This window comes from Curtobacterium sp. 320, assembly GCF_031455235.1.
Taxonomy (GTDB): Bacteria; Actinomycetota; Actinomycetes; order Actinomycetales; family Microbacteriaceae; genus Curtobacterium.
The window spans coordinates 309,336-333,952 of record NZ_JAVDSI010000002.1; the positions used below are offsets into that span (position 1 = coordinate 309,336).

Annotated in this window: 29 protein-coding genes and 1 tRNA gene; 14 read left to right on the plus strand and 16 right to left on the minus strand. The window is 69.3% G+C overall.

Annotated elements, in window-relative coordinates; translation table 11 throughout:
• Window positions 1-533: 533 nt before the first annotated feature.
• Complete coding sequence (locus J2X60_RS04795; protein WP_309886649.1) at window positions 534-899, minus strand: hypothetical protein; 366 nt, start codon at window positions 897-899, stop codon at window positions 534-536.
• A 29-nt stretch (window positions 900-928) separates the two neighbouring features.
• On the opposite strand from J2X60_RS04795, the gene J2X60_RS04800 reads away from it, so the two are divergent.
• The 3 genes from J2X60_RS04800 to J2X60_RS04810 all read left to right on the plus strand — a co-directional run bounded on the left by J2X60_RS04800 (window position 929) and on the right by J2X60_RS04810 (window position 2,013).
• Window positions 929-1,108 (plus strand): hypothetical protein, encoded by a 180-nt coding sequence (locus tag J2X60_RS04800; protein ID WP_309886650.1) that lies wholly within the window; start codon window positions 929-931, stop codon window positions 1,106-1,108.
• A 38-nt stretch (window positions 1,109-1,146) separates the two neighbouring features.
• Window positions 1,147-1,386 (plus strand): hypothetical protein, encoded by a 240-nt coding sequence (locus tag J2X60_RS04805; protein ID WP_309886651.1) that lies wholly within the window; start codon window positions 1,147-1,149, stop codon window positions 1,384-1,386.
• Between the two features lie 357 nt (window positions 1,387-1,743).
• A complete protein-coding gene (locus tag J2X60_RS04810) occupies window positions 1,744-2,013 on the plus strand; it encodes a hypothetical protein (RefSeq protein WP_309886652.1) in 270 nt (89 codons plus the stop codon).
• Between the two features lie 254 nt (window positions 2,014-2,267).
• Here J2X60_RS04810 and J2X60_RS04815 read toward each other — a convergent pair whose 3' ends face one another.
• Window positions 2,268-2,477, minus strand: a complete 210-nt coding sequence (locus J2X60_RS04815; RefSeq protein ID WP_309886653.1) for a hypothetical protein — start codon at window positions 2,475-2,477, stop codon at window positions 2,268-2,270.
• A gap of 201 nt (window positions 2,478-2,678) precedes the next feature.
• Here J2X60_RS04815 and J2X60_RS04820 point away from each other — a divergent pair, with 201 nt between their 5' ends.
• The 3 genes from J2X60_RS04820 to J2X60_RS04830 all read left to right on the plus strand — a co-directional run bounded on the left by J2X60_RS04820 (window position 2,679) and on the right by J2X60_RS04830 (window position 4,197).
• Window positions 2,679-3,062: a hypothetical protein gene (locus J2X60_RS04820; RefSeq protein WP_309886654.1), complete on the plus strand. Its 384-nt coding sequence runs from the start codon at window positions 2,679-2,681 to the stop codon at window positions 3,060-3,062.
• Window positions 3,063-3,392: 330 nt separating this feature from the next.
• Window positions 3,393-3,809 carry a hypothetical protein gene (locus J2X60_RS04825; protein ID WP_309886655.1) on the plus strand — a complete coding sequence of 139 codons (417 nt, stop codon included), beginning with the start codon at window positions 3,393-3,395 and terminating at the stop codon, window positions 3,807-3,809.
• 40 nt (window positions 3,810-3,849) lie between these two features.
• Window positions 3,850-4,197 (plus strand): hypothetical protein, encoded by a 348-nt coding sequence (locus J2X60_RS04830; RefSeq protein ID WP_309886656.1) that lies wholly within the window; start codon window positions 3,850-3,852, stop codon window positions 4,195-4,197.
• 359 nt (window positions 4,198-4,556) lie between these two features.
• Here J2X60_RS04830 and J2X60_RS04835 read toward each other — a convergent pair whose 3' ends face one another.
• Window positions 4,557-5,261 (minus strand): hypothetical protein, encoded by a 705-nt coding sequence (locus tag J2X60_RS04835; RefSeq protein ID WP_309886657.1) that lies wholly within the window; start codon window positions 5,259-5,261, stop codon window positions 4,557-4,559.
• Window positions 5,262-5,553: 292 nt separating this feature from the next.
• Here J2X60_RS04835 and J2X60_RS04840 point away from each other — a divergent pair, with 292 nt between their 5' ends.
• Complete coding sequence (locus tag J2X60_RS04840) at window positions 5,554-6,276, plus strand: DUF2510 domain-containing protein (protein WP_309886658.1); 723 nt, start codon at window positions 5,554-5,556, stop codon at window positions 6,274-6,276.
• Window positions 6,277-6,669: 393 nt separating this feature from the next.
• Here J2X60_RS04840 and J2X60_RS04845 read toward each other — a convergent pair.
• Both J2X60_RS04845 and J2X60_RS04850 read right to left on the minus strand, forming a co-directional pair.
• A tRNA-Lys gene (locus J2X60_RS04845) sits at window positions 6,670-6,742 on the minus strand.
• Window positions 6,743-6,794: 52 nt separating this feature from the next.
• On the minus strand, window positions 6,795-6,956 hold the full coding sequence (locus J2X60_RS04850; protein ID WP_175473634.1) for a hypothetical protein: 162 nt from the start codon (window positions 6,954-6,956) through the stop codon (window positions 6,795-6,797).
• A 125-nt stretch (window positions 6,957-7,081) separates the two neighbouring features.
• Between J2X60_RS04850 and J2X60_RS04855 the strand changes: the two genes are divergently transcribed.
• From J2X60_RS04855 to J2X60_RS04865, 3 genes are all read left to right on the plus strand, one after another.
• Window positions 7,082-7,711 (plus strand): DNA-directed RNA polymerase subunit beta, encoded by a 630-nt coding sequence (locus tag J2X60_RS04855; protein ID WP_070417785.1) that lies wholly within the window; start codon window positions 7,082-7,084, stop codon window positions 7,709-7,711.
• A 617-nt stretch (window positions 7,712-8,328) separates the two neighbouring features.
• Window positions 8,329-8,928, plus strand: a complete 600-nt coding sequence (sigK, locus tag J2X60_RS04860) for an ECF RNA polymerase sigma factor SigK (RefSeq protein ID WP_309777158.1) — start codon at window positions 8,329-8,331, stop codon at window positions 8,926-8,928.
• Window positions 8,925-9,806 carry an anti-sigma factor gene (locus J2X60_RS04865; protein ID WP_309886659.1) on the plus strand — a complete coding sequence of 294 codons (882 nt, stop codon included), beginning with the start codon at window positions 8,925-8,927 and terminating at the stop codon, window positions 9,804-9,806. The genes sigK and J2X60_RS04865 overlap by 4 nt, the downstream gene beginning before the upstream one ends.
• A 280-nt stretch (window positions 9,807-10,086) precedes the next feature.
• Here J2X60_RS04865 and pstB read toward each other — a convergent pair whose 3' ends face one another.
• The 8 genes from pstB to J2X60_RS04905 form a co-directional block, all read right to left on the minus strand.
• Complete coding sequence (gene pstB / locus J2X60_RS04870; RefSeq protein ID WP_070417788.1) at window positions 10,087-10,866, minus strand: phosphate ABC transporter ATP-binding protein PstB; 780 nt, start codon at window positions 10,864-10,866, stop codon at window positions 10,087-10,089.
• 31 nt (window positions 10,867-10,897) lie between these two features.
• Window positions 10,898-11,983 (minus strand): phosphate ABC transporter permease PstA, encoded by a 1,086-nt coding sequence (pstA, locus tag J2X60_RS04875; RefSeq protein WP_070417789.1) that lies wholly within the window; start codon window positions 11,981-11,983, stop codon window positions 10,898-10,900.
• 13 nt (window positions 11,984-11,996) lie between these two features.
• Window positions 11,997-12,944 (minus strand): phosphate ABC transporter permease subunit PstC, encoded by a 948-nt coding sequence (pstC, locus tag J2X60_RS04880; RefSeq protein WP_070417790.1) that lies wholly within the window; start codon window positions 12,942-12,944, stop codon window positions 11,997-11,999.
• A 145-nt stretch (window positions 12,945-13,089) separates the two neighbouring features.
• Window positions 13,090-14,199 carry a phosphate ABC transporter substrate-binding protein PstS gene (locus J2X60_RS04885; RefSeq protein WP_070417791.1) on the minus strand — a complete coding sequence of 370 codons (1,110 nt, stop codon included), beginning with the start codon at window positions 14,197-14,199 and terminating at the stop codon, window positions 13,090-13,092.
• Between the two features lie 267 nt (window positions 14,200-14,466).
• On the minus strand, window positions 14,467-15,414 hold the full coding sequence (locus J2X60_RS04890) for an NUDIX hydrolase (RefSeq protein ID WP_229085269.1): 948 nt from the start codon (window positions 15,412-15,414) through the stop codon (window positions 14,467-14,469).
• Window positions 15,411-17,576 carry an RNA degradosome polyphosphate kinase gene (locus J2X60_RS04895; protein WP_070417793.1) on the minus strand — a complete coding sequence of 722 codons (2,166 nt, stop codon included), beginning with the start codon at window positions 17,574-17,576 and terminating at the stop codon, window positions 15,411-15,413. The genes J2X60_RS04890 and J2X60_RS04895 overlap by 4 nt, the downstream gene beginning before the upstream one ends.
• Before the next feature lie 90 nt (window positions 17,577-17,666).
• Window positions 17,667-18,485 (minus strand): mycothiol synthase, encoded by an 819-nt coding sequence (gene mshD / locus J2X60_RS04900; protein ID WP_309886660.1) that lies wholly within the window; start codon window positions 18,483-18,485, stop codon window positions 17,667-17,669.
• Window positions 18,485-19,168 carry a winged helix-turn-helix domain-containing protein gene (locus J2X60_RS04905; protein ID WP_022906634.1) on the minus strand — a complete coding sequence of 228 codons (684 nt, stop codon included), beginning with the start codon at window positions 19,166-19,168 and terminating at the stop codon, window positions 18,485-18,487. The genes mshD and J2X60_RS04905 overlap by 1 nt, the downstream gene beginning before the upstream one ends.
• 127 nt (window positions 19,169-19,295) lie before the next feature.
• Between J2X60_RS04905 and J2X60_RS04910 the strand changes: the two genes are divergently transcribed.
• The 3 genes from J2X60_RS04910 (at window position 19,296) to J2X60_RS04920 (ending at window position 21,428) form a co-directional block, all read left to right on the plus strand.
• Window positions 19,296-19,577: a hypothetical protein gene (locus J2X60_RS04910; protein WP_083403399.1), complete on the plus strand. Its 282-nt coding sequence runs from the start codon at window positions 19,296-19,298 to the stop codon at window positions 19,575-19,577.
• A gap of 163 nt (window positions 19,578-19,740) precedes the next feature.
• Window positions 19,741-20,343 (plus strand): FABP family protein, encoded by a 603-nt coding sequence (locus tag J2X60_RS04915; protein ID WP_071295875.1) that lies wholly within the window; start codon window positions 19,741-19,743, stop codon window positions 20,341-20,343.
• Complete coding sequence (locus J2X60_RS04920; protein WP_309886661.1) at window positions 20,343-21,428, plus strand: folate-binding protein; 1,086 nt, start codon at window positions 20,343-20,345, stop codon at window positions 21,426-21,428. Before J2X60_RS04915 ends, J2X60_RS04920 begins: the two co-directional genes overlap by 1 nt.
• Before the next feature lie 120 nt (window positions 21,429-21,548).
• Here the strand turns inward: J2X60_RS04920 and J2X60_RS04925 are convergent, their stop codons facing one another.
• Complete coding sequence (locus tag J2X60_RS04925; protein ID WP_309886662.1) at window positions 21,549-22,322, minus strand: class I SAM-dependent methyltransferase; 774 nt, start codon at window positions 22,320-22,322, stop codon at window positions 21,549-21,551.
• Between the two features lie 56 nt (window positions 22,323-22,378).
• Between J2X60_RS04925 and J2X60_RS04930 the strand changes: the two genes are divergently transcribed.
• On the plus strand, window positions 22,379-23,125 hold the full coding sequence (locus J2X60_RS04930) for a phosphoglyceromutase (RefSeq protein WP_070417798.1): 747 nt from the start codon (window positions 22,379-22,381) through the stop codon (window positions 23,123-23,125).
• Window positions 23,126-23,187: 62 nt separating this feature from the next.
• On the opposite strand, the gene J2X60_RS04935 is transcribed toward J2X60_RS04930, so the two are convergent.
• On the minus strand, window positions 23,188-23,736 hold the full coding sequence (locus J2X60_RS04935; protein ID WP_309886663.1) for an AAA family ATPase: 549 nt from the start codon (window positions 23,734-23,736) through the stop codon (window positions 23,188-23,190).
• A 95-nt stretch (window positions 23,737-23,831) separates the two neighbouring features.
• Window positions 23,832-24,503, minus strand: a complete 672-nt coding sequence (gene phoU, locus J2X60_RS04940) for a phosphate signaling complex protein PhoU (RefSeq protein ID WP_309777147.1) — start codon at window positions 24,501-24,503, stop codon at window positions 23,832-23,834.
• Window positions 24,504-24,617 lie beyond the last annotated feature (114 nt).

A 24,617-nucleotide genomic window follows, 5' to 3' on the forward strand; every position in this document is an offset into this window, starting at 1 on the left:
AACCCACGACCCTCGGATCAGAAGAGCGTCGCGGCTGATCAGGGCATTTCGTCACCGACTGGAGTCGATGCCCGCACGTCTCTGCGCTGGCGCGCGCGTTAGCCGCTTCGGCACGGTCGGAACTGGAGCACGTTAGAGTCTCCCGGAGCGGTGTCCTGCCCCGCGTCTGCCCCACGTGGCTCTGGTCAGCTGAGCGCGCAGAGGACCGCGCCGGATGCCGTCTCGGCGAGGTGGGCGTCCAGCGCGTCGTCTGCGGTGACACGTGGCCGAAGCGCCGGCCGACTTCTTCGAGCGGGACGCCGTCCCGTCGCCGACATTGCCCACTAGGGCCCGCAGACGGAGAAGAAGTACGCGCGAAGAAGGCGACGCAGAAGGAACGGATCGATCGTGACGTCGCGGAGGTCGCGTACCAGCTCGCGCTGCGTCAGGTGCGGCGCTCGAGGGGAAGTTCTCGGCCTTCCAAACGATCACGAAGAGCGTCAACCAGATGTACGGAGCTGCGGGCTCCGGGAGAGAAATCCGACGATGACGCGTCAGAGGTCGAGCTTGCGGATCTCGTCGTCAGTGGCTCTGAACAGGATGGCCGCGATCATCCGGCCGATGGTCGTGCTGATGGCACCCATCACCACGAAGCCCAGCGTGACGAGAGGCACGGTCACGAAGACCGCGTCGAACCCGCCCAGCGGCACGTTGCTGCCGACGCTGGAGATACAGAGCACCTCTGCGAGCACAGAGCCGACGCTTGCGACGACGAGAAGTAGGCAGGCAGCAATTCGTGCCCAGAGGTATTTCAGGTCCGCAACGAGGGTCAGGATTGTGCGTCGGAACTCGATCGTGAGGACGAGCAGTCCGACGGGTATCACGGTCGCGATGAGCTCGATGCCCTGCACGCTGATCATGGTCGACACCGTAGCGGTTGGTGGTCACCGTGGCCGACAAGCGTGAGACGTACGCTGGCGACCTTGGGGGAGACGTGCTCGGCAAGACGATCAAGATCCGGACGATGTGCGACGAGGCGATCGTCGACGCGGTGCAGCACATCCTGGACCGCGGGAAGCGGAACAAGACACTGCGCTTCGCGAACGACGCTTCGACCCTGGAAGCGTAGACGGAGCTCGTGAAGGTCCCGCCTCGGGTCTCGCCGAGGTGTCGGTCTTCCTGGTGGCGCCGCTCGAGGACGCTGCGCGCATCGTCGACCGGGTCGTGGTTAACGAGCACCGCGCGGAGCTGGACGAGGTCGAGCAGGTGCTGGCGATGAAGGGACTCGAGCAGCTCGGCGTGAGCGCGCCGTCGATCGCGAAGCGGACCGGCACCACGAAGAAGGTCGTCGATGGAGCCCTCGCGGTTGGCCGCTCGACTGCCGCGACCTCGACGATCCGCGATTAGCAGCTGTCGTTCAGCGTGGCGATCGCGGTGGCGGAGTTCGACGATGATCCCGAAGCGCAGGCTCGGGTCCTGCTGGCGAACGGTTCGTCGTACGCCGTGTAGCAGGAGCGCAGTGCGCGGGCGAAGCTGACCGCTGAACTCGAGGCGCAAGGCATGACGGTCGTCGAGCCGACGGCGCACGACGCAGTCGACGTCGTTCGGGCTTGGACCTTCACACGGCCCGAAGCTCTCGACGACGGTCGCATCGCTGCCTCACGACGAACTCGTGAAGCGTGCCGGCGACGGCCTCCGGGCCTACATCGTCTTCGTCTACAGCGATGGCGAGCGGGTGCCCGAGGTTCGCTACACAATCGCTTGGTGGCGGAGCGAGGTCTCTTCGTGGACGCTCGGCGCGAGAAGCAGGCAGCCCCGGCGGATCTCACGCCTGAGGAGCAGGCCGCGAAGACGGAGCAGCGGCGCCAGGACCGCGAGCGGACGAAGGCTTGGGACGTCGCAACCGGCGTGCGTGTGGCAAGGCTCCAGGAGCTGCGGCAGAAGCGGGGCAAGCTAGCGCCCGGCCGGGAGCTGCTGTCTGCTCGGCAGTCGCTCGAAGAGTCGTACGGGAACTACCCATGGCCGTGCTGCTGACGCTCCTGTAGGCCGCGAAGTCCGACAGTGGCCTCGGGAAGCACGATGTCGAGATATACCTCGACGAGCACCCGACTCGGGCTCCGCAGGTTGCGCTCGTACTGGCCCTCGGGTCGATCGAAGGCGCTAGGGACTTCGACCGGAAGGGCTGGCAGCCGGCCAGGGGGGGTGAAGCCGTACCTCGAGCTGCTGGCGTCTTGGGGCTACGAGCTCTCCGACATCGAGCGTGAAGTAGCGGGAGTGATCTCGTGAACTCAGTACTCGAGGCGCTCGAGCACGAGGCCTGCGGTGGTCGGCAGCACGATACGGACCTCGCTCACCGGGGCGTCATCGCGCGGCGGGAACTTGAAGACCGCGGGCTGCTCAGTCTCGTCGTCGAGGATTTTCCGCAGGTACTCCCCGTGGACGAAATTCAGCTCCCAGGTCTGGTTGCCGTGCGTCAGTCGCCAGTGCGTGTCGGGCATGGTCTGACCGTAGCGGAGGACTGCTCACATGGGTAGGGGTGCGGATCCGACGCCGGACGTCCGGAGGTGTGTGTATGAGCGACCAGCACCGCTGCGTCTCGTGCGGCCGGTTCGACCTGGCCTTCCAGCACCGACAGGCGGTCGGGATGGGCGGCAGTACGGTGCGGCCGCGATTCGACAGGGGCCTGTTCACGTGCGGGCGTGCAACTCCCGCCCCCACCCGCCCCCGTGCGCGACCACTACGCGTACGCCGCAGAGCGGCCGGAGGGTGGCCGCACCGAGGATGTCGTCCTCCGCTGCGGCCTTTGCGGACACGAGGGCCACACGGCGCTGCTGACGTCGCGGAGTGCCCGCCAGGTCGTCGTGGGGCTCCGCGACGAGCGGCAGTCCTGGGATCGTCCCGGGATGCTGGCGTTCTACGACGCGCACGGGTGCTGGCCGACGCAGGAGGTGCAGCGGTGCGTCGTCTGCGGCGACCTGGTGAAGCATCCGGAGCGGGGCAAGGCGCGGCACGTGCACGACGACGAGAACCGGGTGCCGCACGAGCCGGTACTCGCGGACGACCAGAACGGGAGGGCAGTCTGACCGACGAAGAGTGGCGGACCAAGGCGCGAGCGTGCCGGCACCTGAAGATGACCGCCCGCACCTTCGAGCTCCACGTCGCCGACAGGATGCCATTCCTCCGACTGAACCGCCGCGTCTACGTGAAACGTTACGTCGTGCTGGCGGAGTGCCGGAGGGGGAAGCTTGCCCAGAAGACGACTCTAACGACACGCTGATCGGCGTCAGTGCAGGCGTTTCGCGTGAAAGCGCTGCTTGCGCCAGCGAACCCGTCCGCCTGCACCGCGGATCGGGATACTCGCGTCAGGGGCCTCTGTCGTGAGACGCTCTCGCATCCGGCTAGGCTGTCGGCTCGTGGGTAACAAGTACGGGCGCCAGAAGCGCGCTCAGCAGCGTCGCGATGAGGCGGCGTTGCTTGATGCTCACGATCAGTCCGAGCGCTGGACGCGCGACCCGACGGAGCCGGTTTGGGAACAAGAGCCGTTCGTAGAGATTGGCGACGTGCGCATCTACCAGCGAACCGTGCGCTACGAGTCAACCAACGAAGTAGTGGAGTTCGCTGTGACGGTGACTAGGCGCGAGGGCGGCAGCTGGCGGGAGATGCTCTGCATCGACACGAGGCATCGCGCGACTGTGCATCGTCACTGGAACGGCGATCACGACTCCGAGCCGGAGCACATCCGCGACATCTACTCTACGAGAGACATTCAGATTGGTCTGGTCGGAGCGGTGGACGAAGCATATGATTTCGTCAACGAGCAGGAAAGGTGACGTGATGGCGTCGCGACGCATCGAACTAACGAAGCGAGTCATGAAAACGATTGGCACCAGGGCGAACCCGGTCGACCTCATGAAGTTGGACGATGGTTCGTCCCCGCTCGTCGTTGCTCTTCCGAACGAGTACGTCAGCGAGGTCTTCGATCGCGTGCGTGAGCTCGGAGGCAACGCGAACATCGCCATAGCCTTCGCGAAGGACTTTCAAGTCATGACGCTGAGCGACCGTGCGGTGTCGCACGGTGAGCTCGAGGTCAACCATGACCTGAGCATGGGCATGCTCCTGATCAAGATGTCGAAGAACCCCGGGAAGACGATCCGCATCAGCGTGCGGGAGTCGGCCGTGGCACTGCCGCAGATCGAGACGAAGATGCAGTACGCGTAACTCTCGACGCCCAACACGTCGAACCGAACGCCCTCAGCCCCTGTGGCTGGGGGCGTTCGTCGTACCGACACCGGAGAGGCGTCGTTGCTCGGGTGAATGAGTGATCTGCCCGGCTGTCGGAGGCGAACGGATCCCAGGCCGGCGCCCTAGGGAGTGACCCCGGCCCACAGACTTCCTCGTGCCCGCCGACACGCATCCAGACCGCGGCCGGAACCCGCGCCCCGCTCTGGGACCGGCCGCGCAGCGACTCACCTGCACGCGGCGCGAGCACGAGGAACCCGCTTGGCCTTCAGCCCAATGCACTGCCGCTGCAACGCGCTGAAGGACGACCACGCGGACGTCGAGATCTGGGCCGCATCCTAGCTACTGAGCGCCTTCATCACGTTGTCGAAGCCCACGGTGCCCATATGTACGAGCACTCCCGAGATGGCGGGCGGCAGGAGCTTCGCTGCACCGGCCTTCCACGCTGAGGGCTCCTTCGCCGATTGGGCAGAGGCCGCATGCATCGCAACCCACAGGCGCTCGGATGCGTCGGCGAAGTCGAACGCGGTGCCGATACGATCGTCCTCCAGTGCGGTCCGGATCTCGCGGACGAGCTTCACGAGGTACGCCCGAAGCTCGCCCGTGATCGTCTCGTCCTCCTGCAGGAGACGCATAGCTTCCTCCACGACTTCTCCGAGTAGGTCCCTATTCGCAGGAGCTGCCTGACCGCCTGCCACCTCGATCAGGGTCGCAAGCATCCGGAGCTGCGCCATTGCGTCCGGTGGGAACGCGATGTCGCGGCCATTGACGTTGCCCCAGCCCACGCCAACACCTGCCGCCATCGCTCCCCACCGCGGCAGGTAAGCGAGCGAAGCGCTGACATCAAGCCCAAGACCCTGCAGGCCAGTGATGGTGCGAGAGACCTCCCCGAGACAGGTCCACGCTCGGGCGTGGACGGCAGTCGCGCGTTGCGGCTCATCGTTCCAGCCTCGGGCTTGGGACATCCCCATCACCGACTGAATGTCGCTGTCCCACTGCTCAAATATCTCGAGAAGCAGCGTCGCCGGGTTCCTTGAAGTCACGGTGCTCAGCCTAAAGAAGAGCCGACGACGGCGCGTCCCCCGGGTAGGGGGACCTGAGCCCGGAACGCTGCCCTCTTCCGATCGCGTCGACGCGGAGCAAGTCGGCCGCATAGATCGGGACGTTTTGGTGCTCGGACGGCGCTCACTTGTGCTCGGCCATGAGCATAATCATGAGCGCTGTCGCCGACAGCAGCGCTTCGCTCAACGGGGGACTCGGCTGCCTCGTACACGTGGGTCTGTCTGCAGGACCGCTCAGGCGGCTACGATTCGCTCGGATCGAGAGGAACGACCGATGACGAACACACCGCCGCCTGCTGGCTGGTACCCCGACGGCCAGGGCACGACCCGCTGGTGGGACGGAGCGCAGTGGACGGAGCAGACGCAGGCCGCTCAGGCAGCCACGCCGGCGCCGCAGCGTTCTGGTCTCGGCGCGAAGCTAGCCGACGCAGGTCGGAACCTCGTCACCCGCACCGACCCTTCGGTCCGAGCGGACGTGCTCTGGTCCGCGGTCGGGAAGCCGATCACGCAGATCGGAGGCGGCCGCTACACGCTGACGCCCGAGTACCTCCACTTCGAGTCCGGCACCCTCCGCACGAACGCGCAGCAGATCCGCACGCACGAGATCCACGATGTCGACGCGAAGCAGTCGATGGCGCAGAAGGCGCGCGGCCTGGGCACGATCACTCTGTGGGCGGATCGCTCTGGCGGCCGCGAGGAGGTGAAGCTTGAGGACATCCCGAATTTCCGCGAGGGCGTGAATGCGATCAACGATGCGGCGTTCAAAGCTCGGGAGGGCCTGCGCGTGCGCGAGCAGACGTCGCACGTGAGCTACCAGGGCACGCCGTTCCCGCAGGCCGTGCCGAGCGCACCTGCGGCGCCGACTTCGCCAGCGGCCCCGGCTTCGGCGGCGTCGGATCTGAACGCCGAGCTCGAGCGCTTGGCTGGGTTTCACCAGTCAGGGATCCTGTCCGACGAGGAGTTCACGGCGGCGAAGCGGAAGCTCCTCGGCCTCTGACCTTCACTACGGCCGAACGCCCGCCAGGTGACCGCCTGGCGGGCGTTCTCGTTGTCGGTGGCCCGTCAGACGATCGAGGCGATGAACGACGGCGCGCGCCATCCTGCTGTTCGAGGCGCGGCACCCGCGGAACGTCCGGGCGAAGGGGGCCGCGGTGTGAGATCCTCGGGATCTCGTGGGTGCGCTACCGGCAGCGCCTGCTGCAGCCCGTGCAGCGCCTCGACGTGCTCGAGGAGTTCCCCGTCGTTGCGCACCGGCTGATCCGGACGACGGGCGCTAGCGTGCTTGCCCGGGCGTCGCGGGCGTTCGTTGCGTGACGGGTTACCCCACGCGCCTGGCTGTACACGGAACCCCCGGCGAGGCCATTGCGGCTTCGACCGGGGGTTTTCGATGTGGGCCCCGTGGGGCTCGAACCCACGACCCTCGGATTAAAAGTCCGGTGCTCTACCAACTGAGCTAGAGGCCCTCACCCGCAAGGCTAGCGGGTGAGGGCCTCCGGGAAGAACCGAGGGGACGGGTCAGCTGCGACGCCCGGTGAGCGTGCGGACGAGCCACAGCACGACCGCGACGATGAGCAGCACGAGGCCGACCCAGAGCAGGAACTTCAGGCTCGCGGTGAAGCCACCGACGAACAGCAGGATGACCGCGATCACGGCCAGGATGATGAGCAGGGGGTTCATGGGAGTCCTCTTCCTTCGCGTGCGGGAGGAGCGCCTCCCGATCAGACACCGTACGCGCGACGGAGCGGTTGCGTTCTGGGCGAACGGAGGGCGGGCGCGTCACCGGCCGTGCCTACACTGACGCGGTGCCTCGCGATCACCACCGTCCCGTCCACTTCACCGACCAGGAGTTCGCCGCGATCCAGGGCGGCGAGGACCCGGCCGTGGTGAACCGCGTCGCGCACGAGACCGCGAACGCCCTGCTCCACCGCGTGCGGCAGGACCCGGACCCGGCGGTCGTCGAGCGCCTGGTGACCTACACGGACGTGCACGGCATCGACGCCATCGCCGAGCTGTGGGCGCGGGTGGGGGCGCACACGCTCCCGGGCGCACTGTGGCGGATCTACCTCGTCCGCACCGTCATCCGGCAGAACCCGGAGGAGATCGCGTACCTCTTCGCGCGCGGCACGGAGCGGATCGGCACGATCGACCAGGCCGTCGCGGGCGCGGAGCAGCCGACCGGACCGGCGGAGATCCTGACGCTGGCCGACCGGATCCTGCACGGCCTCTACACGGGTGACCTCGCGGTGGCGCTCGACCGCGGTGCCGCGTTCTGCCGGCTCACGGCAGCGGGAGCGACCGCGGTTGCCGACGACGCGGACCTCACGGCGGGGGACCGGGCGTCCGAGCTCACGACGCGCGCGCTGCGCCTGTCGGAACTGGCGGCCGACCTCACCGAGGCGGCGTCGCTCTGGCGCCGCGACAGCCTGGACTGAGCGGGCCGCGGGGCGGACCCGAACCGCGCCTCCAGGCCCGACCGCGACGACGCCCACCGGGCACGCGACACGCACGCAAGAAGCGGGTACGGAACGCGCACCCGAGAAGCGGGCACGGAACGCCCACCCGAGAAGCGGGCACGGAACGCGCACCCGAGAAGCGGGCACGGAACGCGCACGCACGAAGCGGGCAGAGAAGAACCGGGCCGCAGAAGCGCCTCTCGGCGCGAGGCCGCTCGAAGCGGCGAATTTTGGAGCCCGGGGCTTGCTGCGGCCCGGCGACATCGATTCTACGAGACCGCGGCCGTGCACACGACCCTGTTCACTCTCGGTGGACAGAACCGACGCCGGGCGTGCCCCGAGCGCGCCCCAGCGACAAGCCGTGAGAACCGCTCCAATCCGGTTGGGCGAGGGTGCCGAATCATCACCGTGACAGGCGATGAGCCGGTCACGACAGCGAGGGTCCCGCGAGACCCGGTCCGCTCCCTGGCGGTCAATTCCCTGCGGGTCACGCGGGCCCTCGTGCTGTCCTGCACCACTGTCCCGACCACGAGACCCGAACGCGTGGTCGGACAGGACTCACAGCCAGATCGCAACCGAGAGGAGGGAAACCTGCAATGCTTGCCATCGTGGACAGTGACACCGAGAGCTGGAGCTCGACCGAGCCGGCTCAGGCGTCCCCAGACGACCTCCTCACCCGCGTGGCGACCGGCGACCAGGCAGCCTTCTCCGAGCTGTACGACGTGCTCTCGGGCCGCGTGCTCGGCCTCGTGACCAGGCTCCTCCGGGACCGCGCGCAGTCGGAAGAGGTCACGCAAGAGGTCTTCCTCGAGGTCTGGCAGCAAGCCACCCGCTACGACCGCAAGCGCGGCACCGCAGCGAGCTGGATCCTCACCATGGCCCACCGCCGAGCGGTCGACCGGGTGCGGGCATCGCAGTCCTCGCACGACCGTGACACGAAGATCGGCATCCGCGACTTCGAGGCCGGCTTCGACCAGGTCTCCGAGTCGGTCGAGATCCGGATCGAACACGAACGCGTCAGCCGGGCGCTCGCGAAGCTCACCGAGTTCCAGCGCCAGGCAGTCCAACTCGCGTACTACGGCGGCTACTCGCACAGCGAGATGGCCGACCACCTCGGTGTCCCGATCGGCACCGTCAAGACCCGTCTCCGTGACGGGATGATCAGACTCCGCGACGAGATGGGGGTGACATCATGACCGAACGACACGACGACCCGGCTCTGCTGACGGGTTCACACGCCCTCGACGCGCTGTCGGAGGACGAGCGGGCACTGCTCGACTCGGCGCTCGCCACCTCTCCGGAGCTGCAGGCCGAGACCGACTCGCTGCGCGAGACCGCGCTGCAGCTCGCCTACGCCGTCACCCCGATCGAGCCGCCCTCGTCGCTCAAGGCGTCGCTGATGGCCCAGATCGCATCGACCCCGCAGGCTGCTCCGGTGGCCTCGCGGTCCGAGCCGGCTGCCACGACCGATCCGGTCGCTGACGCGCCCGTAGGCGATGCCGGCCAGGAGGCGCGGTTCGCCCCCGCCACGGACCTCACGTCCGCCGGTGGTGCCGCTTCGGAGAAGGCTCGCCGTCGCTGGTTCCAGCGTCCGGCAGCGGCACTCTCCGCCGCGGCCGCCGTCGCCGTGGTCTTCCTCGGCGTCGGACTCGGCGTCGGCACGTCCTTCACGCCCTCGAACGAGCCCGGCCCTGGTACGACCCAGGCGTCCGGCGGACTCGACCGGATCTACGCCGCGTCGGACTTCCAGCGCAGCACCGCCAAGGTCGCGGGCGGCGGGACGGCCACGGTCGTCTGGTCGAACGAGGTCGGCAAGTCCGCGGTCATCCTCGACGGGGTCCCTGCTGCTCCGGAGGGCAAGACCTACGAACTCTGGTACATCGGCTCCGAGGGTACCGGCGGCAAGATCAACGCTGCCGGCCTGATGGACGGGGTGTCCTCCGGGGTGCACTCGGCAGTCCTCAAGGGGTCGCTGTCGCACGGTGCGACGATCGGCATGACGGTGGAGCCCGCCGGTGGCTCGGACCAGCCGACGACGACGCCGATCATGGCGGTCCCGACCACCTCGGCCTGACCCGGGCACTGGTTCGCACGTCTCCCCGCTCGCGTGGCACGGTCCGCGGGCGGGGAGTTCGTCGTGCCCGGCGGGTGTGGTGATTGGTGAGCTGCCTGTGGGCGGTGGGACGCGCCTCCTGGCTGCCGCGGCGTGCGGACCCGGAACGACATCGCCGCTGTCGTACGACGAGCGCGTTGTCGCAATCCTGCGCCCGCAACAGCCCGCGCACAACGAACGACAAGACCGACGTCGTACGACGTCGGTCTTGTCGTTCAGGGTCCGCACGGGCGGACGACGATCATCCGAAGCGGCCGGAGACGTAGTCCTCGGTGGCCTGCACGGACGGGTTCGAGAACATCGTCGCGGTGTCGTCGAACTCGATGAGCTTGCCGGGGGCACCGGTGCCGGCGATGTTGAAGAACGCCGTCTTGTCGCTGACGCGCGAGGCCTGCTGCATGTTGTGGGTCACGATGACGATCGTGTACTCCTTCTTCAGCTCCTCGATGAGGTCCTCGATCGCGAGGGTCGAGATCGGGTCGAGCGCCGAGCACGGCTCGTCCATGAGGAGCACGTCCGGCTGCACCGCGATCGCACGGGCGATGCAGAGGCGCTGCTGCTGGCCGCCGGACAGCCCCATGCCGGGCTTGTCGAGGCGGTCCTTGACCTCGTTCCAGAGGTTCGCGCCCTGCAGGGACCGCTCGACGACGTCGTCCGACTCGGAGCGGGAGAGGCGCTTGTTGTTGAGCTTCACGCCCGCGAGCACGTTGTCCTTGATGGACATCGTCGGGAACGGGTTCGGACGCTGGAACACCATGCCGACCTGGCGACGGACGAGCACCGGGTCGACGCCCGCGCCGTACAGGTCGTCGCCGTCGATCTTGACCGAGCCCTCGACGTAGGCGCCCGGGATGACCTCGTGCATGCGGTTCAGGGTGCGGAGGAAGGTGGACTTGCCGCAGCCGGACGGACCGATGAACGCGGTCACGGTGCGGGGCTCGATCGTCATGTCGACGCCCTCGACCGCCTTGAACTTCGAGTAGTAGACGTTGAGGCCGTCGACCTCGATGCGCTTGGACACTGTGTTCCTTCGGGGTGGGTGGATCCGCGCGTCAGCGCGAGAGCTTGGGGGCGAAGAGGCGGGTGATGAAGCGGGCGAGGAGGTTCAGCAGCATCACGATGAGGATGAGCAGGAGCGCTGCGGTCCAGGCCCGGTCGACGAACGGTACCGGGTTGGCGCCCTGCTGCGAGTACTGCGTGTACGCGAACACCGGCAGGGTCATCATCGGGTTCTTGAACAGGTCGTAGTTCATGCTCGCCGTGAACCCGGCGGTGACCAGCAGCGGGGCGGTCTCGCCGATGACACGGGCGATCGAGAGCATGACGCCGGTGGTGATGCCGGCGAGCGACGTGGGGAGCACGACCTTGAGGATCGTGAGGTACTTCGGGACGCCGAGGGCGTACGAGGCCTCGCGGAGCTCCATCGGCACGATCTTCAGGACCTCTTCGGTGGAGCGCACGACGATCGGGATCATCAGCACCGACAGCGCCACCGAGCCGACCAGGCCGAAGCGGGCGCCCGGGCCGAGGAACAGCGCGAAGAGCGAGTACGCGAAGAGGCCGGCGACGATGGAGGGGATGCCCGTCATGACGTCGACGAAGAACGTGATGCCCTTGGCGAGGGCGCCCGTGCCGTACTCGACGAGGTAGATCGACGTGAGCAGCCCGATCGGCACCGAGATCAGGGCCGCGAACAGCGTGATCTCGAGCGTGCCGATCAGGGCGTGCAGCGCGCCGCCGCCCTCGGAGATGACGCCGCGCATCGAGTACGAGAAGAACTCGACGTCGAAGCGGGCGAGGCCGTCCGCGAGCACAGTGTAGAGCAGGGAGACGAGCGGCAGGACCGCGATCACGAACGCCGTGATGACGAGCGAGGTGATGAGCCGGTCGACGGCCTTGCGACCACCCTCGACGATCCGCGAGACGACGACGATGAGGACGTCGAACAGGACCGTGCCGAGGAAGAGCGCCGCGACGACGTTGAAGTCCTTGACCGCGCCGCCGGCGTTGAGCAGGGCGAAGACGAGGATCAGCGCGACCCAGGAGCCGACGAGGAGCAGCCACGGCACGGACTTGTGCAGCTTGCCGTTGGCGTAGACGTTGCCGGCGACGCCGGACTGACGGATGGCGAGGGACATCGGGTCGTACCTCTCAGCTCACTCGCTTGCGGACGATGTACCGCGCGAGCATGTTGATGACCAGGGTGATGACGAAGAGGATCAGACCCGACGCGATGAGCGCGTTCAGGGCCGTGCCGGACGCCTCGGCGAACTGCAGGGCGATGTTCGCCGCGATCGTCGAGGGGTTCAGCGACGTGAGCATCTGGAAGGTGACGTTCGTCGACACCGACAGCACCAGCGCGATCGCCATCGTCTCGCCGAGCGCACGACCGAGGCCGAGCATGATCGCGGACACGATGCCGGACTTGGCGAACGGCAGGACCGACAGGCGGATCATCTCCCACCGGGTCGCGCCGAGGGCCAGGGCCGCCTCCTCGTTGAGGCGCGGTGCCTGCAGGAAGATCTCGCGCATGACCGCGGTCATGATCGGGATGGCCATGACGGCGAGGACGATCGACGCGGTGAGGATCGTGCGACCCGTGCCGGACACCTGCCCGGAGAACAGCGGGATCCAGCCGAAGTAGGTGTTCAGGAAGACGTAGAACGGCTTCACGAACTGTGCCAGCACCACGATGCCCCAGAGGCCGTAGACGACCGACGGCACCGCGGCCAGCAGGTCGATCACGTAGCCGAGCACCGGCGAGATCCGGCGCGGGGCGTAGTGCGAGATGAAGAGCGCGATCCCGAGCGAGAGCGGCACGGCGATCACGAGCGCGATGAGCGCGGACCAGACGGTGCCGAAGACGAGGGGGCCGACGTAGTCCCAGAAGTTCGTGGCGCTGTTCGGCAGCTCGCCGACCTTCGCGGAGAACGCCGGGATGCTCTGCCAGACCAGGAAGGCGGCGACGAGCACCAGCACGAAGAGGATGAGCCCGCCGGCGATGACCGACGCGGCGGAGAAGACGCGGTCGCCGATGCGGACGACGGGCTTCGGCTTGGGGGTGACGGGGGCCACTGGCTGGGCCGGTGCGGTCGTCATGGGACTCCTGTCGGAGGAACGCCGGGGGAGGCGACGGGTCGGGGGTGTCCGGTGGTGCGCGGTCCGCTCGGAGCGTGGAGCGGACCGGCGAGGGCCCGGACGCCGGCCAGGTGGGTGGGACCGGCGTCCGGGCGCTCAGGGTGTCTTACTTGATGGAGGCGACGGCCTTCGCGGCCTTCTCGGCGAGGTCGGTCGAGAGGGCGGCCGACTTGGCCTCCTTCGCGGCGGCGTCCTGCGCGTCCTTCGAGACGACGTAGTCGAGGTAGCCCTTCACGAGCTTGCCCTTGTCGGCGTCCTTGTACTCCTGGCAGGCGATCGCGTAGGAGACGAGCACCAGCGGCCAGGCGTTCTCGGCCGTGTCGGTGCGGTTGATGTCGATCGCGAGGTCGTTGTCCGCGCGGCCGGAGACCGTCTCGGAGTCCGCGACGACCTTGGCAGCGCCCTCGGCGGAGATCTCGGTGGCCTTGTCGCCGACCATGAGCTTCGCCTTGTCGAGGTCACCGGCGCCGGAGTCGTCGATGTAGGTGATGGCGTTCGAGGCGCTGGCCATGGCCGAGGCCACACCCGAGGTGCCCTTCGCGCTGTCGCCGACCTGGTACGGGAAGGTCTGGCTGGGGGCCTCGGTCCAGACGTCCTTGGCGTTCGCCGCGACGTACTCGGAGAAGTTCTGCGTGGTGCCCGAGTCGTCGGAGCGGTGCACGACCGTGATGTTCGCGTCCGGCAGGGTGGCGTCCTTGTTCAGGTCGGCGATCTGCGAGTCGTTCCACTTCGTGATCTTGCCCGAGAAGATGCCCGCGATGGTCTTCGCGTCGAGCGTGAGGTCCTTGACGCCGTCGACCTTGTAGGCGATGGCGATCGGGGAGATGTAGACCGGGATGTCGATGGCCTTCGAGTCCGCGGCGCACAGGGCGAACGAGCCCGCGAGCTCCTCGTCCTTCAGCGCGGCGTCGGAGCCGGCGAAGTCGGCGGCACCCGAGATGAAGTTCTTGCGGCCGGCGCCCGAACCGTCGGGCGAGTAGTTGACCGTCACGCCGGAGGCGACGTTCTGGAAACCAGCGGCCCAGGTGGCCTCGGCCGTCTGCTGGGCGGACGAACCCGAGCCGGTCAGCGTGCCCGAGAGCTTCGAGTAGTCGGTGCCGGAGCTCGAGCTGGACGAGGGCGTGTTGCCCGCGTCCTCGTTCGCCGCGCACGAGGAGAGCACGACCGCGCCGGCGATCGCGATTGCCGCGACCGTACCGATTCGCTTGATGTTCACAGGGGTCCCTTCGGGAATGTCAGTGCAGGTGGGACCGCTGCTGGTCCCGTGGGCCGGTGCTGACCCGGGAGCGACTGTAGGGACGCGAGGTGACGGGGATCACCCGCCCTGGTGAACGGGAGGTGAACGAGCGGTTGTCCTGGACGGGGCGCCGTGCGTCGGAGCGCGCGCGGGTGCAGGATCGGGAACGCCGCGCCGTGCGCGGACGCATGCGTGCGCATGCACACCGCAGGGGCCTGGAGGCGCGGCTCGGCCCGGACGCTCGGCCTACGCCGAGACGGGGTTGCGGTGCGTCTCGACGGCCACGAGCCTGCCGTCGGCGATGTGCAGCACCGAGAAGTCGCCGACCGAGAGCATCGCGGCACGGCGGAGGTCGAACCGGCCGGACTCGTCGGCCGTCGCGGTCGCGATGCGGGCGATGATGTCCGGCAGCACGGGCCCGTGCGAGCACAGGACCGTCGTCTTCGCCTTGTCGAGGCGCTTCTGCACGACGCCCTTGACGTCGGCGGCACCCCGGTCGTGGGCGTCCTGGCTGATGTCCGGCGTGCTCGACACCCCGAGGTGCGTCCGGTCGGAGAGCGGTTCGACCGTCGCGAGGCAGCGGGCCGCGGTGCTGCTGACGATCTTCTTCGGACCGAAGGCGGCCACGGGCGACGCGACCGACTTCGCCTGCGACCGGCCGACCGGCAGGAGCGGACGGGTGGCGTCCGGTCCGTTCCACTCCGAGCCGGGGACGGTCTTGGCGTGCCGGAGGGCGATGAGGGCGAAGGTGCGGTGTTCCCCGGCGGCGACGCGGTCGGCGAACCGGTCGAGGATCGCGACGTCGCGCTCGTACGTCAGTCGGTGCCGGGCGTCGTCGAGCGTGACCCACTCGACCGAGGCGACCTCGTCGTTCGGGCGGAACTTGCCGGCGCGCTCGTACTCCTTCGCGGGGACGCGGGCGGACCAGTAGTGCACCACCTTGTCGCGGCCGCTCGGCAGGACGTACTCGGCCGTGCCCAGCGGAGCGCCGAGGTGCACGCGGTAGCCGGTCTCCTCGTCGATCTCGCGCACGGCGGTCGTCGGGACGCTCTCGCCCGGGTCGACCTTGCCCTTCGGGAACGAGACGTCCTTGTGGTGGTCGCGGTGGATGAGCAGCACGAGCGGGACGCCGTCCTGTTCACGCCAGACGACGGCACCCGCAGCGACGACCGGCCCTGAGGAGCCGCCGCTCACCGAGTGGAGCGCTTCCGCGCCGAGATCTTCCGCATGAGGACATTCTGCACGTCATCGAGCGGTCGGCCGTCCTCGTCCGTCGAGTGGCGCGTCCACTCGCCGTCCGACTCGAGGTGCCACGAGCTCGTCGTGTCCGCCATGGCGAGGTCGAACATCTCGTGGACCTCGTTCACGTGGCCGGGGTCGGACAGGCGCACGAGCGCCTCGACGCGGCGGTCGAGGTTGCGGTGCATCATGTCCGCCGAGCCGATGAACACGGCCGGGTCGCCGTCGTTGTGGAACGCGAACGCCCGCGAGTGCTCGAGGTACCGGCCGACGACGCTGCGCACCCGGATGGTGTCGCTGACGCCTTCCATGCCGGGCTTGAGCGAGCAGATGCCGCGGACCCACACATCGATCGGCACACCGGCCTGGCTCGCCAGGTACAGCGCGTCGATGATCTGCTCGTCCACCATCGAGTTGACCTTGATGCGGATCCCCGAGGGCTTGCCGGCGCGGGCGTTGTCCGCCTCGGTCGTGATGCGCTTGAGCAGGCCCTTCCGCAGGTGCAGCGGCGCGACGAGCAGGCGCTTGAACTTCTTCTCGATCGCGTAGCCCGACAGCTCGTTGAACAGGCGCGTGAGGTCCTTGCCCACGGTGTCGTCCGACGTGAAGAGCCCCATGTCCTCGTAGATGCGCGAGGTCTTCGGGTTGTAGTTGCCCGTCCCGATGTGGCTGTAGTGCTTGAGCGTGCCGCCCTCCTGCCGGATGACGAGCACGAGCTTCGAGTGCGTCTTCAGCCCGACCAGGCCGTAGACCACGTGCACGCCGGCCTTCTCGAGCTTGCGGGCCCACGTGATGTTGTTCTGCTCGTCGAAGCGCGCCTTGATCTCGACGAGTGCGAGCACCTGCTTGCCCGCGGCCGCGGCGTCGATGAGCGCCTCGACGATGGGGCTGTCGCCCGAGGTGCGGTAGAGCGTCTGCTTGATCGCGAGCACGTTCGGGTCGGCCGCGGCCTGCTCGAGGAACGCCTGCACACTGGTCGCGAAGGACTCGTACGGGTGGTGCACGAGGACGTCCTTCGCCGCGATCGCGCGGAAGAGGTCCGGCTTCGTGTTCGGTTCGCCCGGCTGGAACTGCACCGGGGTCGTCGGCACGTGCTTCGGGTAGTGCAGGTCCGGGCGGGCGATCTTGGCGATCTCGAACAGGCCGCCGAGGTCGAGCGGCGACGGCAGGCGGAACACCTCCTGCTCGGTGATGTCGAGTTCGCGCACGAGCAGGTCGAGCGTCACCGGGTCCATGTCCTCGGTGATCTCGAGACGGATGGGCGGCCCGAACCGACGACGGAGCAGCTCGCGCTCGAGTGCCTGGATGAGGTTCTCGGCCTCGTCCTCCTCGATCTCGACGTCCTCGTTGCGGGTGACCCGGAACACGTGGTGCTCGAGGACCTCCATCCCCGGGAAGAGGTCGTCGAGGTGGTTCGCGATGAGGTCTTCGAGGGGGATGAAGCGGAGCAGCCCGGAGTCGTCGTCCGGCAGCTTGATGAACCGCGAGAAGTTCTGCGGCACCTTGAGGCGCGCGAACTCCTGCCGCTGCGACTTCGGGTTGCGCACGCGCACCGCGAGGTTGAGCGACAACCCGGAGATGTACGGGAAGGGGTGCGCCGGGTCGACCGCGAGCGGCATGAGCACCGGGAAGATCTGCTCGTTGAAGTACTCGCGCATCCGGAGCCGGTCGGCCTCGTCGAGGTCGGACCAGTGCTCGATGTGGATGCCAGCCGCGTCGAGGTCCGGCTTGAGCGACCCGATGAACGCCTGCGCGTGGCGGTCCTGCAGCTCGTGCGCCTTCGTCGCGATGTCGCGCAGCACGTCGCTCGGTGCGCGACCGACGTTGGTCGGCACGGCGATGCCGGTGTCGATGCGGCGCTTCAGGCCGGCGACCCGGACCATGAAGAACTCGTCGAGGTTGGACGCGAAGATCGCCAGGAAGTTCGCCCGTTCGAGGAGCGGCTGCGTGCGGTCCTCGCCGAGTTCGAGCACGCGCTGGTTGAACCGGAGCCAGCTGAGTTCACGGTCGAAGTAGCGGTCGGTGGGCAGCGACTCGTGCTCGATCTCGACGACCTCGTCGAAGTCGTCGAGGTCCGGTGCGACGGAGTCGCCGTCGAGCTGCGGTTCGGTGTCCATGCCCACATCCTGCCACCCGCCCCCTGCGCCAGGAGGGCCGCACGTGGACGCTGTGGAAACGGGCGGTGAACGACGCCGTGTGGAGGAGCGTCAGCCGGCCGCGTACTGGACGTCGATCGAGTACTGCTCGAACCCGGATCGGCGGTAGAGGGCCAGCGCCGGGGCGTTGTCGCCCTCGACGTAGAGCGCCGCGGCGGAGAGGCCCCGGCCGGTCAGGCGTGCCGTCCCCGCGCGCATCAGGACGCCGCCGAGTCCCCGGCCCTGCAGGTCGGGTCGGACGGCCACGGCGTAGAACTCGCCGGTGTCGCCCTCGACCTTGAGCCAGCACGACCCGGCGAGCTGCCCGGAGTCGTCGCGGAGCAGGAGCAGGTCGTCGCCGGAGAACCAGTCGTCGGCCTCGCGGGCGCGCAGGTCGTCGAGCGTCATCCGGCCCTGTTCCGGGTGGTGCGCGAACGCGGCGGCGTTGAGAGCCAGCCAGTCGGCCTCGTCGGCGGGGTCGCCCGTCCGGAACGACGACAGGGACCAGCCGGCCGGCACCGCGGGGTCGGGGGCGATGGGCGCGATCGGGGCGCGGAGCTGCAGGAGCGTGCGGACCGCCGTCCAGCCGAAGCGGGCCGCGAGTGCTCGGGCAGCGGGGTGGTCCCCGTGCGCCCACGCGAGCCGAGGGGCCGGCCCGTCCACGGGAGCGGCCCCGCCGCCCGGGGTGAGCGCCTGCCGGGCCAGGGTGGTGCCGAGACCTCGGCCCCGCGCCTCCTGGGCGACCACGAGTTCCAGCTCGCCGTCACGGACCACGGCGACCCCGCGCTCGTCGCCGAGCACGGTCGCGCGGCCGGCGCGCACGTCGACCAGGGTCTGGTCGGAGAACGGCGGTGCTTCGCCCGGGACGACGAAGCGCGACAGGTCGACCACTACTGGCCCGCGAGCCGGTCGGCCTCGTCGTCGTAGACGTTGAAGCGGTACCCGACGTTGCGGACCGTGCCGATGAGGGACTCGAGGTCGCCGAGCTTCGCGCGGAGGCGACGCACGTGCACGTCGACCGTGCGGGTGCCGCCGAAGTAGTCGTAGCCCCACACCTCGCTGAGGAGCTGCTCGCGGGTGAAGACCCGCGACGGGTGCGTGGCGAAGAAGCGGAGGAGCTCGAACTCCTTGAAGGTGAGGTCGAGCGGCCGACCGCGGACCTTCGCCGAGTAGCTGGCCTCGTCGATGACGACACCGGAGGCCTGGATCTTCGACCCGGTCTGGTTCTTCGACGCGCGACCGGCCGTGAGTCGGATGCGGGCGTCGACCTCGGCCGGGCCGGCGGTCTCGAGCACGACGTCGTCGACGTTCCACTCGCTGTTGACCGCGGTCAGACCACCCTCGGTGACGACCAGGATGATCGGCGTCGTCGAGCCGCTCGTCGCGAGGATCTTGCACAGGGCCTTGGCGCTCGCGAGGTCCGTCCGGGCGTCCACGAACATGAGGTCGCTCTGCGGGGCGTTGACCAGCTGTGCGGCCTCGGCGGGGACGTGGCGGATCCGGTGGCTCAGCAGTCCGAGGCTCGGCAGGACGTCGCCGGGCGCGGCTGAGGTGAGTACCAGGAGCTGGGCCACAGGACCTCCAGGGCGTGGGGGAGTCGTGCACACATCCTAGTGATGCTCGGGAAGCGTCCCTCCCGGCCGGACGGTCGGGGACGCGTTCCGGGCACCTTCGGCACGCGGCCCTGTCATGATGGGGCGCGTGACCGAGCCCGTTCAGCCCACCGACCAGCGCCGCCTCCGGCTGACGTCCGTGCTGCCGGTCTGGCTGCTCGCGGTCGTCGGCGCCGTGCTCGTCCTCACCCTCACCGACAAGGACTCGTTCGCGTGGCTGCTGCTCGTGTTCGTGCTCTGCGTGCTGGTCAGCTTCGTGCTGCAGCTCATCACCGCGACGAAGGACGGGCTGGTCGAGCGGATCAGCATCGCGTCGTCCGGGGCGTTCGTCGTCGTGCTCGTCACCGCGGTGGTCCTGCTGGTGCGCTGACGCGCCGCCGTCCGCCTGGCGCCGTCAGGCGTGACGCGTAGACTCCAGCCATGGATTCGCTGCTTGCGCTCGAGCTCTTCTACGTGGGCCTGCTCGGCCTCGCGTCGCTCGCGATCGCGTTCGTCTCGGTGACCGTCGTCGTGAAGCTGTTCAAGGGTCAGCGTTGATCGAACTGCCGGAGGGCCTCGCGCCGGAACTCGTCCCGCTGTCGTGGCTCGTCGGCGTCTGGGAGGGCACCGGCGTGGTCGAGTACCCCGTCGGTGACGAGGACGAACCCCGGAAGTACGAGTTCGGCCAGCGCGTGAGCTTCAGCCACGACGGTCTGCCCTACCTCAACTACTCCTCCACGACGTGGCTGCTCGACGACGAGCACACCCCGCTCGCGGCCGAGATGGGCTACTGGCGGATCGACCGTCCGTCCGAGCCCGGTGACCGCGGCCCGGCGATGCTCCTCGGCGAGGGGCCGACGCCGTTCGGCACCGTCGAGAGCGTCGAGGCGCTGCGGAACACCACGGACGGCTTCGACGTCGAAGCGGCGATCATCCACCCCACCGGCGTCAACGAGCTCTACGTCGGGCGGGTCCGCAAGGGCCGCATCGACCTCGCGACCGACGCCGTGATGCGCTCGCCGAACGCCAAGGACTACTCCGCGGCCACCCGGCTCTACGGCCTGGTCGAGGGCAAGCTCTTCTGGGCGTGGGACATCGCCGCACTCGGCAAGGAGCTGACCTCGCACGCCTCGGGGCAGCTCGCGAAGGTCGACTGATGTCCGCGTTCGCCGGCCGCGCCGGCTTCGTGGCGACGGACTCCGGCCCCGCCGCGCACTTCGGCAACCCGCTCGGCGAGCAGCGCCTGCTCGCTCGCGGTCGCGCCGTCGTCGAACTCGGCCTCGGTGTCGTCACCGTCACCGGCCCGGACCGTCTGTCGTGGCTCAACTCGATCACCTCGCAGCTGCTCACCGGCCTCGCCGCCGGCGTGAGCACCGAGACGCTCGTGCTCGACCAGTCCGGTCGGGTCGAGCACGCGGCGCGCGTCGTCGACGACGGGTCGGTGGCGTGGCTGCTGACCGAGCCCGCCGACGCGGCACCGCTCGCTGCCTGGCTCGACTCGATGCGGTTCATGCTGCGCGTCGAGGTCGCCGACCGTTCGGCGGACTTCGCCACGATCGGCTGGTTCGGCGAGTCCGCGCCGTTCGTGTCGACCGACCTGCCCGAGACCCCGGTCGCCGAGTGGGTCGACCCGTGGGCGTCCGTCACGCCCGGCGGGTGGGGCTACGCCGACCAGGAGGCGCACCCCGCCTCCGACTGGACCCTCCGCATCGCCGTGGTCACCCCCGGCACCGCGGGCGCGATCGCCGCGTCGGACGAACCCGTCGCGGGACTGCTGGCGTACGAGGCCCTGCGCATCGCCGCCTGGCGACCCTCGCTGTCCGACGTCGACGAGCGCACGATCCCGCACGAGCTCGACTGGCTCCGGTCCGCCGTGCACCTGTCGAAGGGCTGCTACCGGGGGCAGGAGACCGTGGCGAAGGTCCACAACCTCGGACACCCGCCGCGCCGGGTCGTCATGCTGCACCTCGACGGATCGGACGGCGTGCTACCGGCCCCGGGGACGCCGGTCGTCGCCGGCGAGAAGGAGGTCGGGCGTCTGACGGCGTCGGGCATCCACCACGAGCTCGGGCCGATCGGGCTCGCGGTCGTGAAGCGTTCCCTCGACCCCGCCGCCACGCTGACGCTCAGCGCCGACGACGTGGTCGTGTCCGCCACGCAAGAGGTCATCGTGCCGCCGGGGGCCGGCGCCACTGCCGACGTCCCGCGCCTGCCCCGCCTCGGCGCCGTCCGCCGCTCCTAGCCCGCGCGGTTCGCCGGCCCCCGGCCCCGAGTCTCGGCTCCGCGGACACGTTCGCGCCATCAGGGCCACGAAACTGTCCGCCCGGCCGAGTCTCGGGGTCCCGCGGCGCGCGCCGGCTGGTCAGGCCGGGGCCACCGCGGCCCACGGGACGCTGAGCTCGCCGAGCCGCCACCGCGTCACCCCGTGCAGCACCGTCCATCCCCGGTCCCGCATGCCCCGGACCGTCGCGATCCACCGCTGCCGGGGGCCGTACGTACCGAGCGGCGCCGCGACCGCCCACGCCAGGTCGAGGTCGCCGAGGAACGCGTGCACCCGCTCGCCGGGAACGTTCCGGTGGATGAGGGCCTTCGGCAGCCGTTCGGCCACGACCGAGGGGACGTCGAGCCCCGCCAGCCGGAGCGACACCGTGAAGGTGCGTGGTGCGACGTCGTCGAGCGTCACCCACGAGGCCACCCGCCCGACCTCGTTGCACGTCCCCTCGACGAGCGCGCCGCCCGGCTGCAGGCGGTCCTGCATGATCCGCCAGGACTCCACCACCGCGGACTCGTCGTACTGCCGCAGCACGTTGAAGGCGCGGATCACGGCGGGCCGGCGGTTCCCCGGTGTCGGTGTCTCGAACCCGCCGAGCCGGAACGTCACCCCGTCCCGCGTGCCGGCGTTCGCGAGGGCCACCCGGGCCGGCTCGATCTCGATGCCGGTGACCTCGACGTCGGGGCGGACGGCGGCCAGGCGGTCACGGAGCTCGAGCGTCGTCGTCGGCGAGGCCCCGTACCCGACGTCGGCGACGAGCGGGTCGGCGCTCCGGCGGAGGACCGGCAGCGTGGCGATCCACCGGTCGACGCGGCGGAGCCGGTTGTACCCGGTCGTCCCGCGCGTCACGTTCCCGATGGGCATGCCGACCAGGGTACGGGTCCGGGGACCGGCTGCACGGCGCTCGGTAGACTCGGGGCATGACCTCCACGCTCGTCCTGCTCCGTCACGGCAACAGTGACTGGAACCAGAAGAACCTGTTCACCGGTTGGGTCGACGTCCGGCTCAGCGAGCTGGGCGAGAAGGAGGCGAAGCGCGCCGGCGACCTCATCGCCGAGTCCGGCATCGTCCCCGACGTCCTCTACACCTCGCTCCTCACCCGCGCGATCCAGACGGCCGACATCGCGCTGCTCCAGGCCGACCTGGCGTGGCTGCCGGTGAAGCGCGACTGGCGCCTCAACGAGCGCCACTACGGCGACCTGCAGGGCAAGGACAAGGCCCAGACGCTCGAGCAGTACGGCGAGCAGCAGTTCATGGAGTGGCGCCGGTCGTTCGACGTGCCGCCGCCCCCCATCGCCGACGACGCCGAGTGGTCGCAGTTCGGGGACCGCCGCTACGCCGACCTCGGCGACCAGCTGCCCCGCACCGAGTCGCTCAAGCTCGTGATCGACCGCCTGCTGCCCTACTGGGAGTCGGACATCACGAAGGACCTCGGCGCGGGCAAGACCGTCCTCGTCACGGCGCACGGCAACTCGCTCCGGGCGCTCGTGAAGCACCTCGACGGCATCTCCGACGAGGACATCGCCGGCCTGAACATCCCGACCGGCATCCCGCTGGTGTACGAGCTCGACGACGACTTCCGTCCGACGAAGCCGGCGTACTACCTCGACCCCGAGGCCGCCGCTGCCGGAGCCGCCGCCGTGGCCGCCCAGGGCGCCAAGAAGTAGCAGCGCAGCGCTGCACACACGAACGCCCCGCCCGGCCTGACCGGGCGGGGCGTTCCGCGCGTTCACACGAAGTGGGAGGCGATCTCCTGCACCAGGGCGCCGACGTCGTACGGCTTCGTCGTGTCGACGCGGACCACCGGGACGCCCGGCAGGCCGACCGGCTGGGCGGCGTCGCCGTGCTCGTCCCAGAACGCGAGCACGTCGGCCAGGTCCCCGTGCACCTCGTGGCGCACCGGCACGGTGCCCGGGTCGTACCGGTCGCGCAGCCGCTCCTCGGCGGTGGCCCGGTCCGTGTCGCACCACACCTCGACAGCGCGCGGCGACCCGGCGGAGGCGAGCCGCGCCTCCAGGAGTCCGCGGTCCCGCGACGGCAGCCAGACGGCGTCGAGGACGACCCCGTTCTCGACGGCCTGCGCCATCGACCACATCGTCTCCATCGCGATGGCGCCGAGCGGACGCGACGCGATCATCGGGCCGACGAGGTCGGCGAGGGGCTCCTTGATCCGGTCCTTCGACAGGAACGGGCAGCCGAGCACCTCGGCGAGGGCGGCACCGATGGTGCTCTTGCCGGAACCGGGCATGCCGTTGACGATGATCGCGACCTGGGCCATGCCTCGATCCTGTCAGACCCCAGCGAGCCGAGCGGAACGCAGCGAGCCGGGCGGACCGTGTGGTCCGTCCGGCTCGGTGACACCGCAGCGTCGGGTCAGGCGGGCGACACCGTCACCGAGGACGCGCCGGCCCAGTCACCCGTCGCCAGGTACTCGACCTTCTTGGCGATCGAGACCGCGTGGTCCGCGAAGCGCTCGTGGTACCGCGATGCCAGGGTCGCGTCGACCGTGTCGATCGGCGCACCCTTCCAGGTCTCGCCGAGCACGAAGTCGAACACGCTCGCGTGCAGCTCGTCGATGGCGTCGTCCTCGTCGCGGATCTCCCCGGCGAGGGCGATGTCCTCGGTGGCGAGCAGTCGCGTGAGCTTCTGCGCCATCGCGACGTCGAGCTGGCCCATCTTCTTGAAGGTGCCGCGGAGGCCCTTCGGCACGACCTTCTCGGGGAAGCGCTGCCGGGTGAGCTGGGCGATGTGCTCGGCCATGTCGCCCATGCGCTCGAGCGACGAGCTGACGCGCAGGGCCGTGACCACGACGCGGAGGTCGCGGGCGACCGGGGCCTGACGCGCGAGGATGTCGATCGCGATCTCGTCGAGGCTGTTCGCCGCCTCGTCGATCTTGGCGTCGTCGGCGATCACCTCCTCGGCGAGGGACACGTCGGACTCGCTGAACGACTGCGTGGCTCGGGTGATGGCGGACTCGACGAGCCCGGCGATCTCGGTCAGTCGCTCCTGGACGTCCTGGAGTTCCTGCTGGAAGACTTCGCGCATGGGGGAGTACCTCTCTCTGCGTACCGGTCGAGTGTCGTCACGTCAGGTGAACGAACGGTGACGTGCGGTTGAACGCTTCGCGATCCGGCCTTCCGCAGACGGTGAACGGTACCG

Excerpts from the sequence above, each read along its gene's own strand:
- J2X60_RS04925 (WP_309886662.1), bottom strand. The coding sequence starts at position 22,322 with ATGCCCATCGGGAACGTGACGCGCGGGACGACCGGGTACAACCGGCTC.
- pstA (WP_070417789.1), bottom strand. The coding sequence starts at position 11,983 with ATGTCCCTCGCCATCCGTCAGTCCGGCGTCGCCGGCAACGTCTACGCC.
- J2X60_RS04920 (WP_309886661.1), top strand. The coding sequence starts at position 20,343 with ATGTCCGCGTTCGCCGGCCGCGCCGGCTTCGTGGCGACGGACTCCGGC.
- sigK (WP_309777158.1), top strand. The coding sequence starts at position 8,329 with ATGCTTGCCATCGTGGACAGTGACACCGAGAGCTGGAGCTCGACCGAG.
- J2X60_RS04895 (WP_070417793.1), bottom strand. The coding sequence starts at position 17,576 with ATGGACACCGAACCGCAGCTCGACGGCGACTCCGTCGCACCGGACCTC.
- phoU (WP_309777147.1), bottom strand. The coding sequence starts at position 24,503 with ATGCGCGAAGTCTTCCAGCAGGAACTCCAGGACGTCCAGGAGCGACTG.
- J2X60_RS04815 (WP_309886653.1), bottom strand. The coding sequence starts at position 2,477 with ATGCCCGACACGCACTGGCGACTGACGCACGGCAACCAGACCTGGGAG.
- J2X60_RS04930 (WP_070417798.1), top strand. The coding sequence starts at position 22,379 with ATGACCTCCACGCTCGTCCTGCTCCGTCACGGCAACAGTGACTGGAAC.
- J2X60_RS04935 (WP_309886663.1), bottom strand. The coding sequence starts at position 23,736 with ATGGCCCAGGTCGCGATCATCGTCAACGGCATGCCCGGTTCCGGCAAG.
- J2X60_RS04795 (WP_309886649.1), bottom strand. The coding sequence starts at position 899 with ATGATCAGCGTGCAGGGCATCGAGCTCATCGCGACCGTGATACCCGTC.
- J2X60_RS04865 (WP_309886659.1), top strand. The coding sequence starts at position 8,925 with ATGACCGAACGACACGACGACCCGGCTCTGCTGACGGGTTCACACGCC.
- J2X60_RS04850 (WP_175473634.1), bottom strand. The coding sequence starts at position 6,956 with ATGAACCCCCTGCTCATCATCCTGGCCGTGATCGCGGTCATCCTGCTG.
- J2X60_RS04840 (WP_309886658.1), top strand. The coding sequence starts at position 5,554 with ATGACGAACACACCGCCGCCTGCTGGCTGGTACCCCGACGGCCAGGGC.
- pstC (WP_070417790.1), bottom strand. The coding sequence starts at position 12,944 with ATGACGACCGCACCGGCCCAGCCAGTGGCCCCCGTCACCCCCAAGCCG.
- J2X60_RS04830 (WP_309886656.1), top strand. The coding sequence starts at position 3,850 with ATGAAAACGATTGGCACCAGGGCGAACCCGGTCGACCTCATGAAGTTG.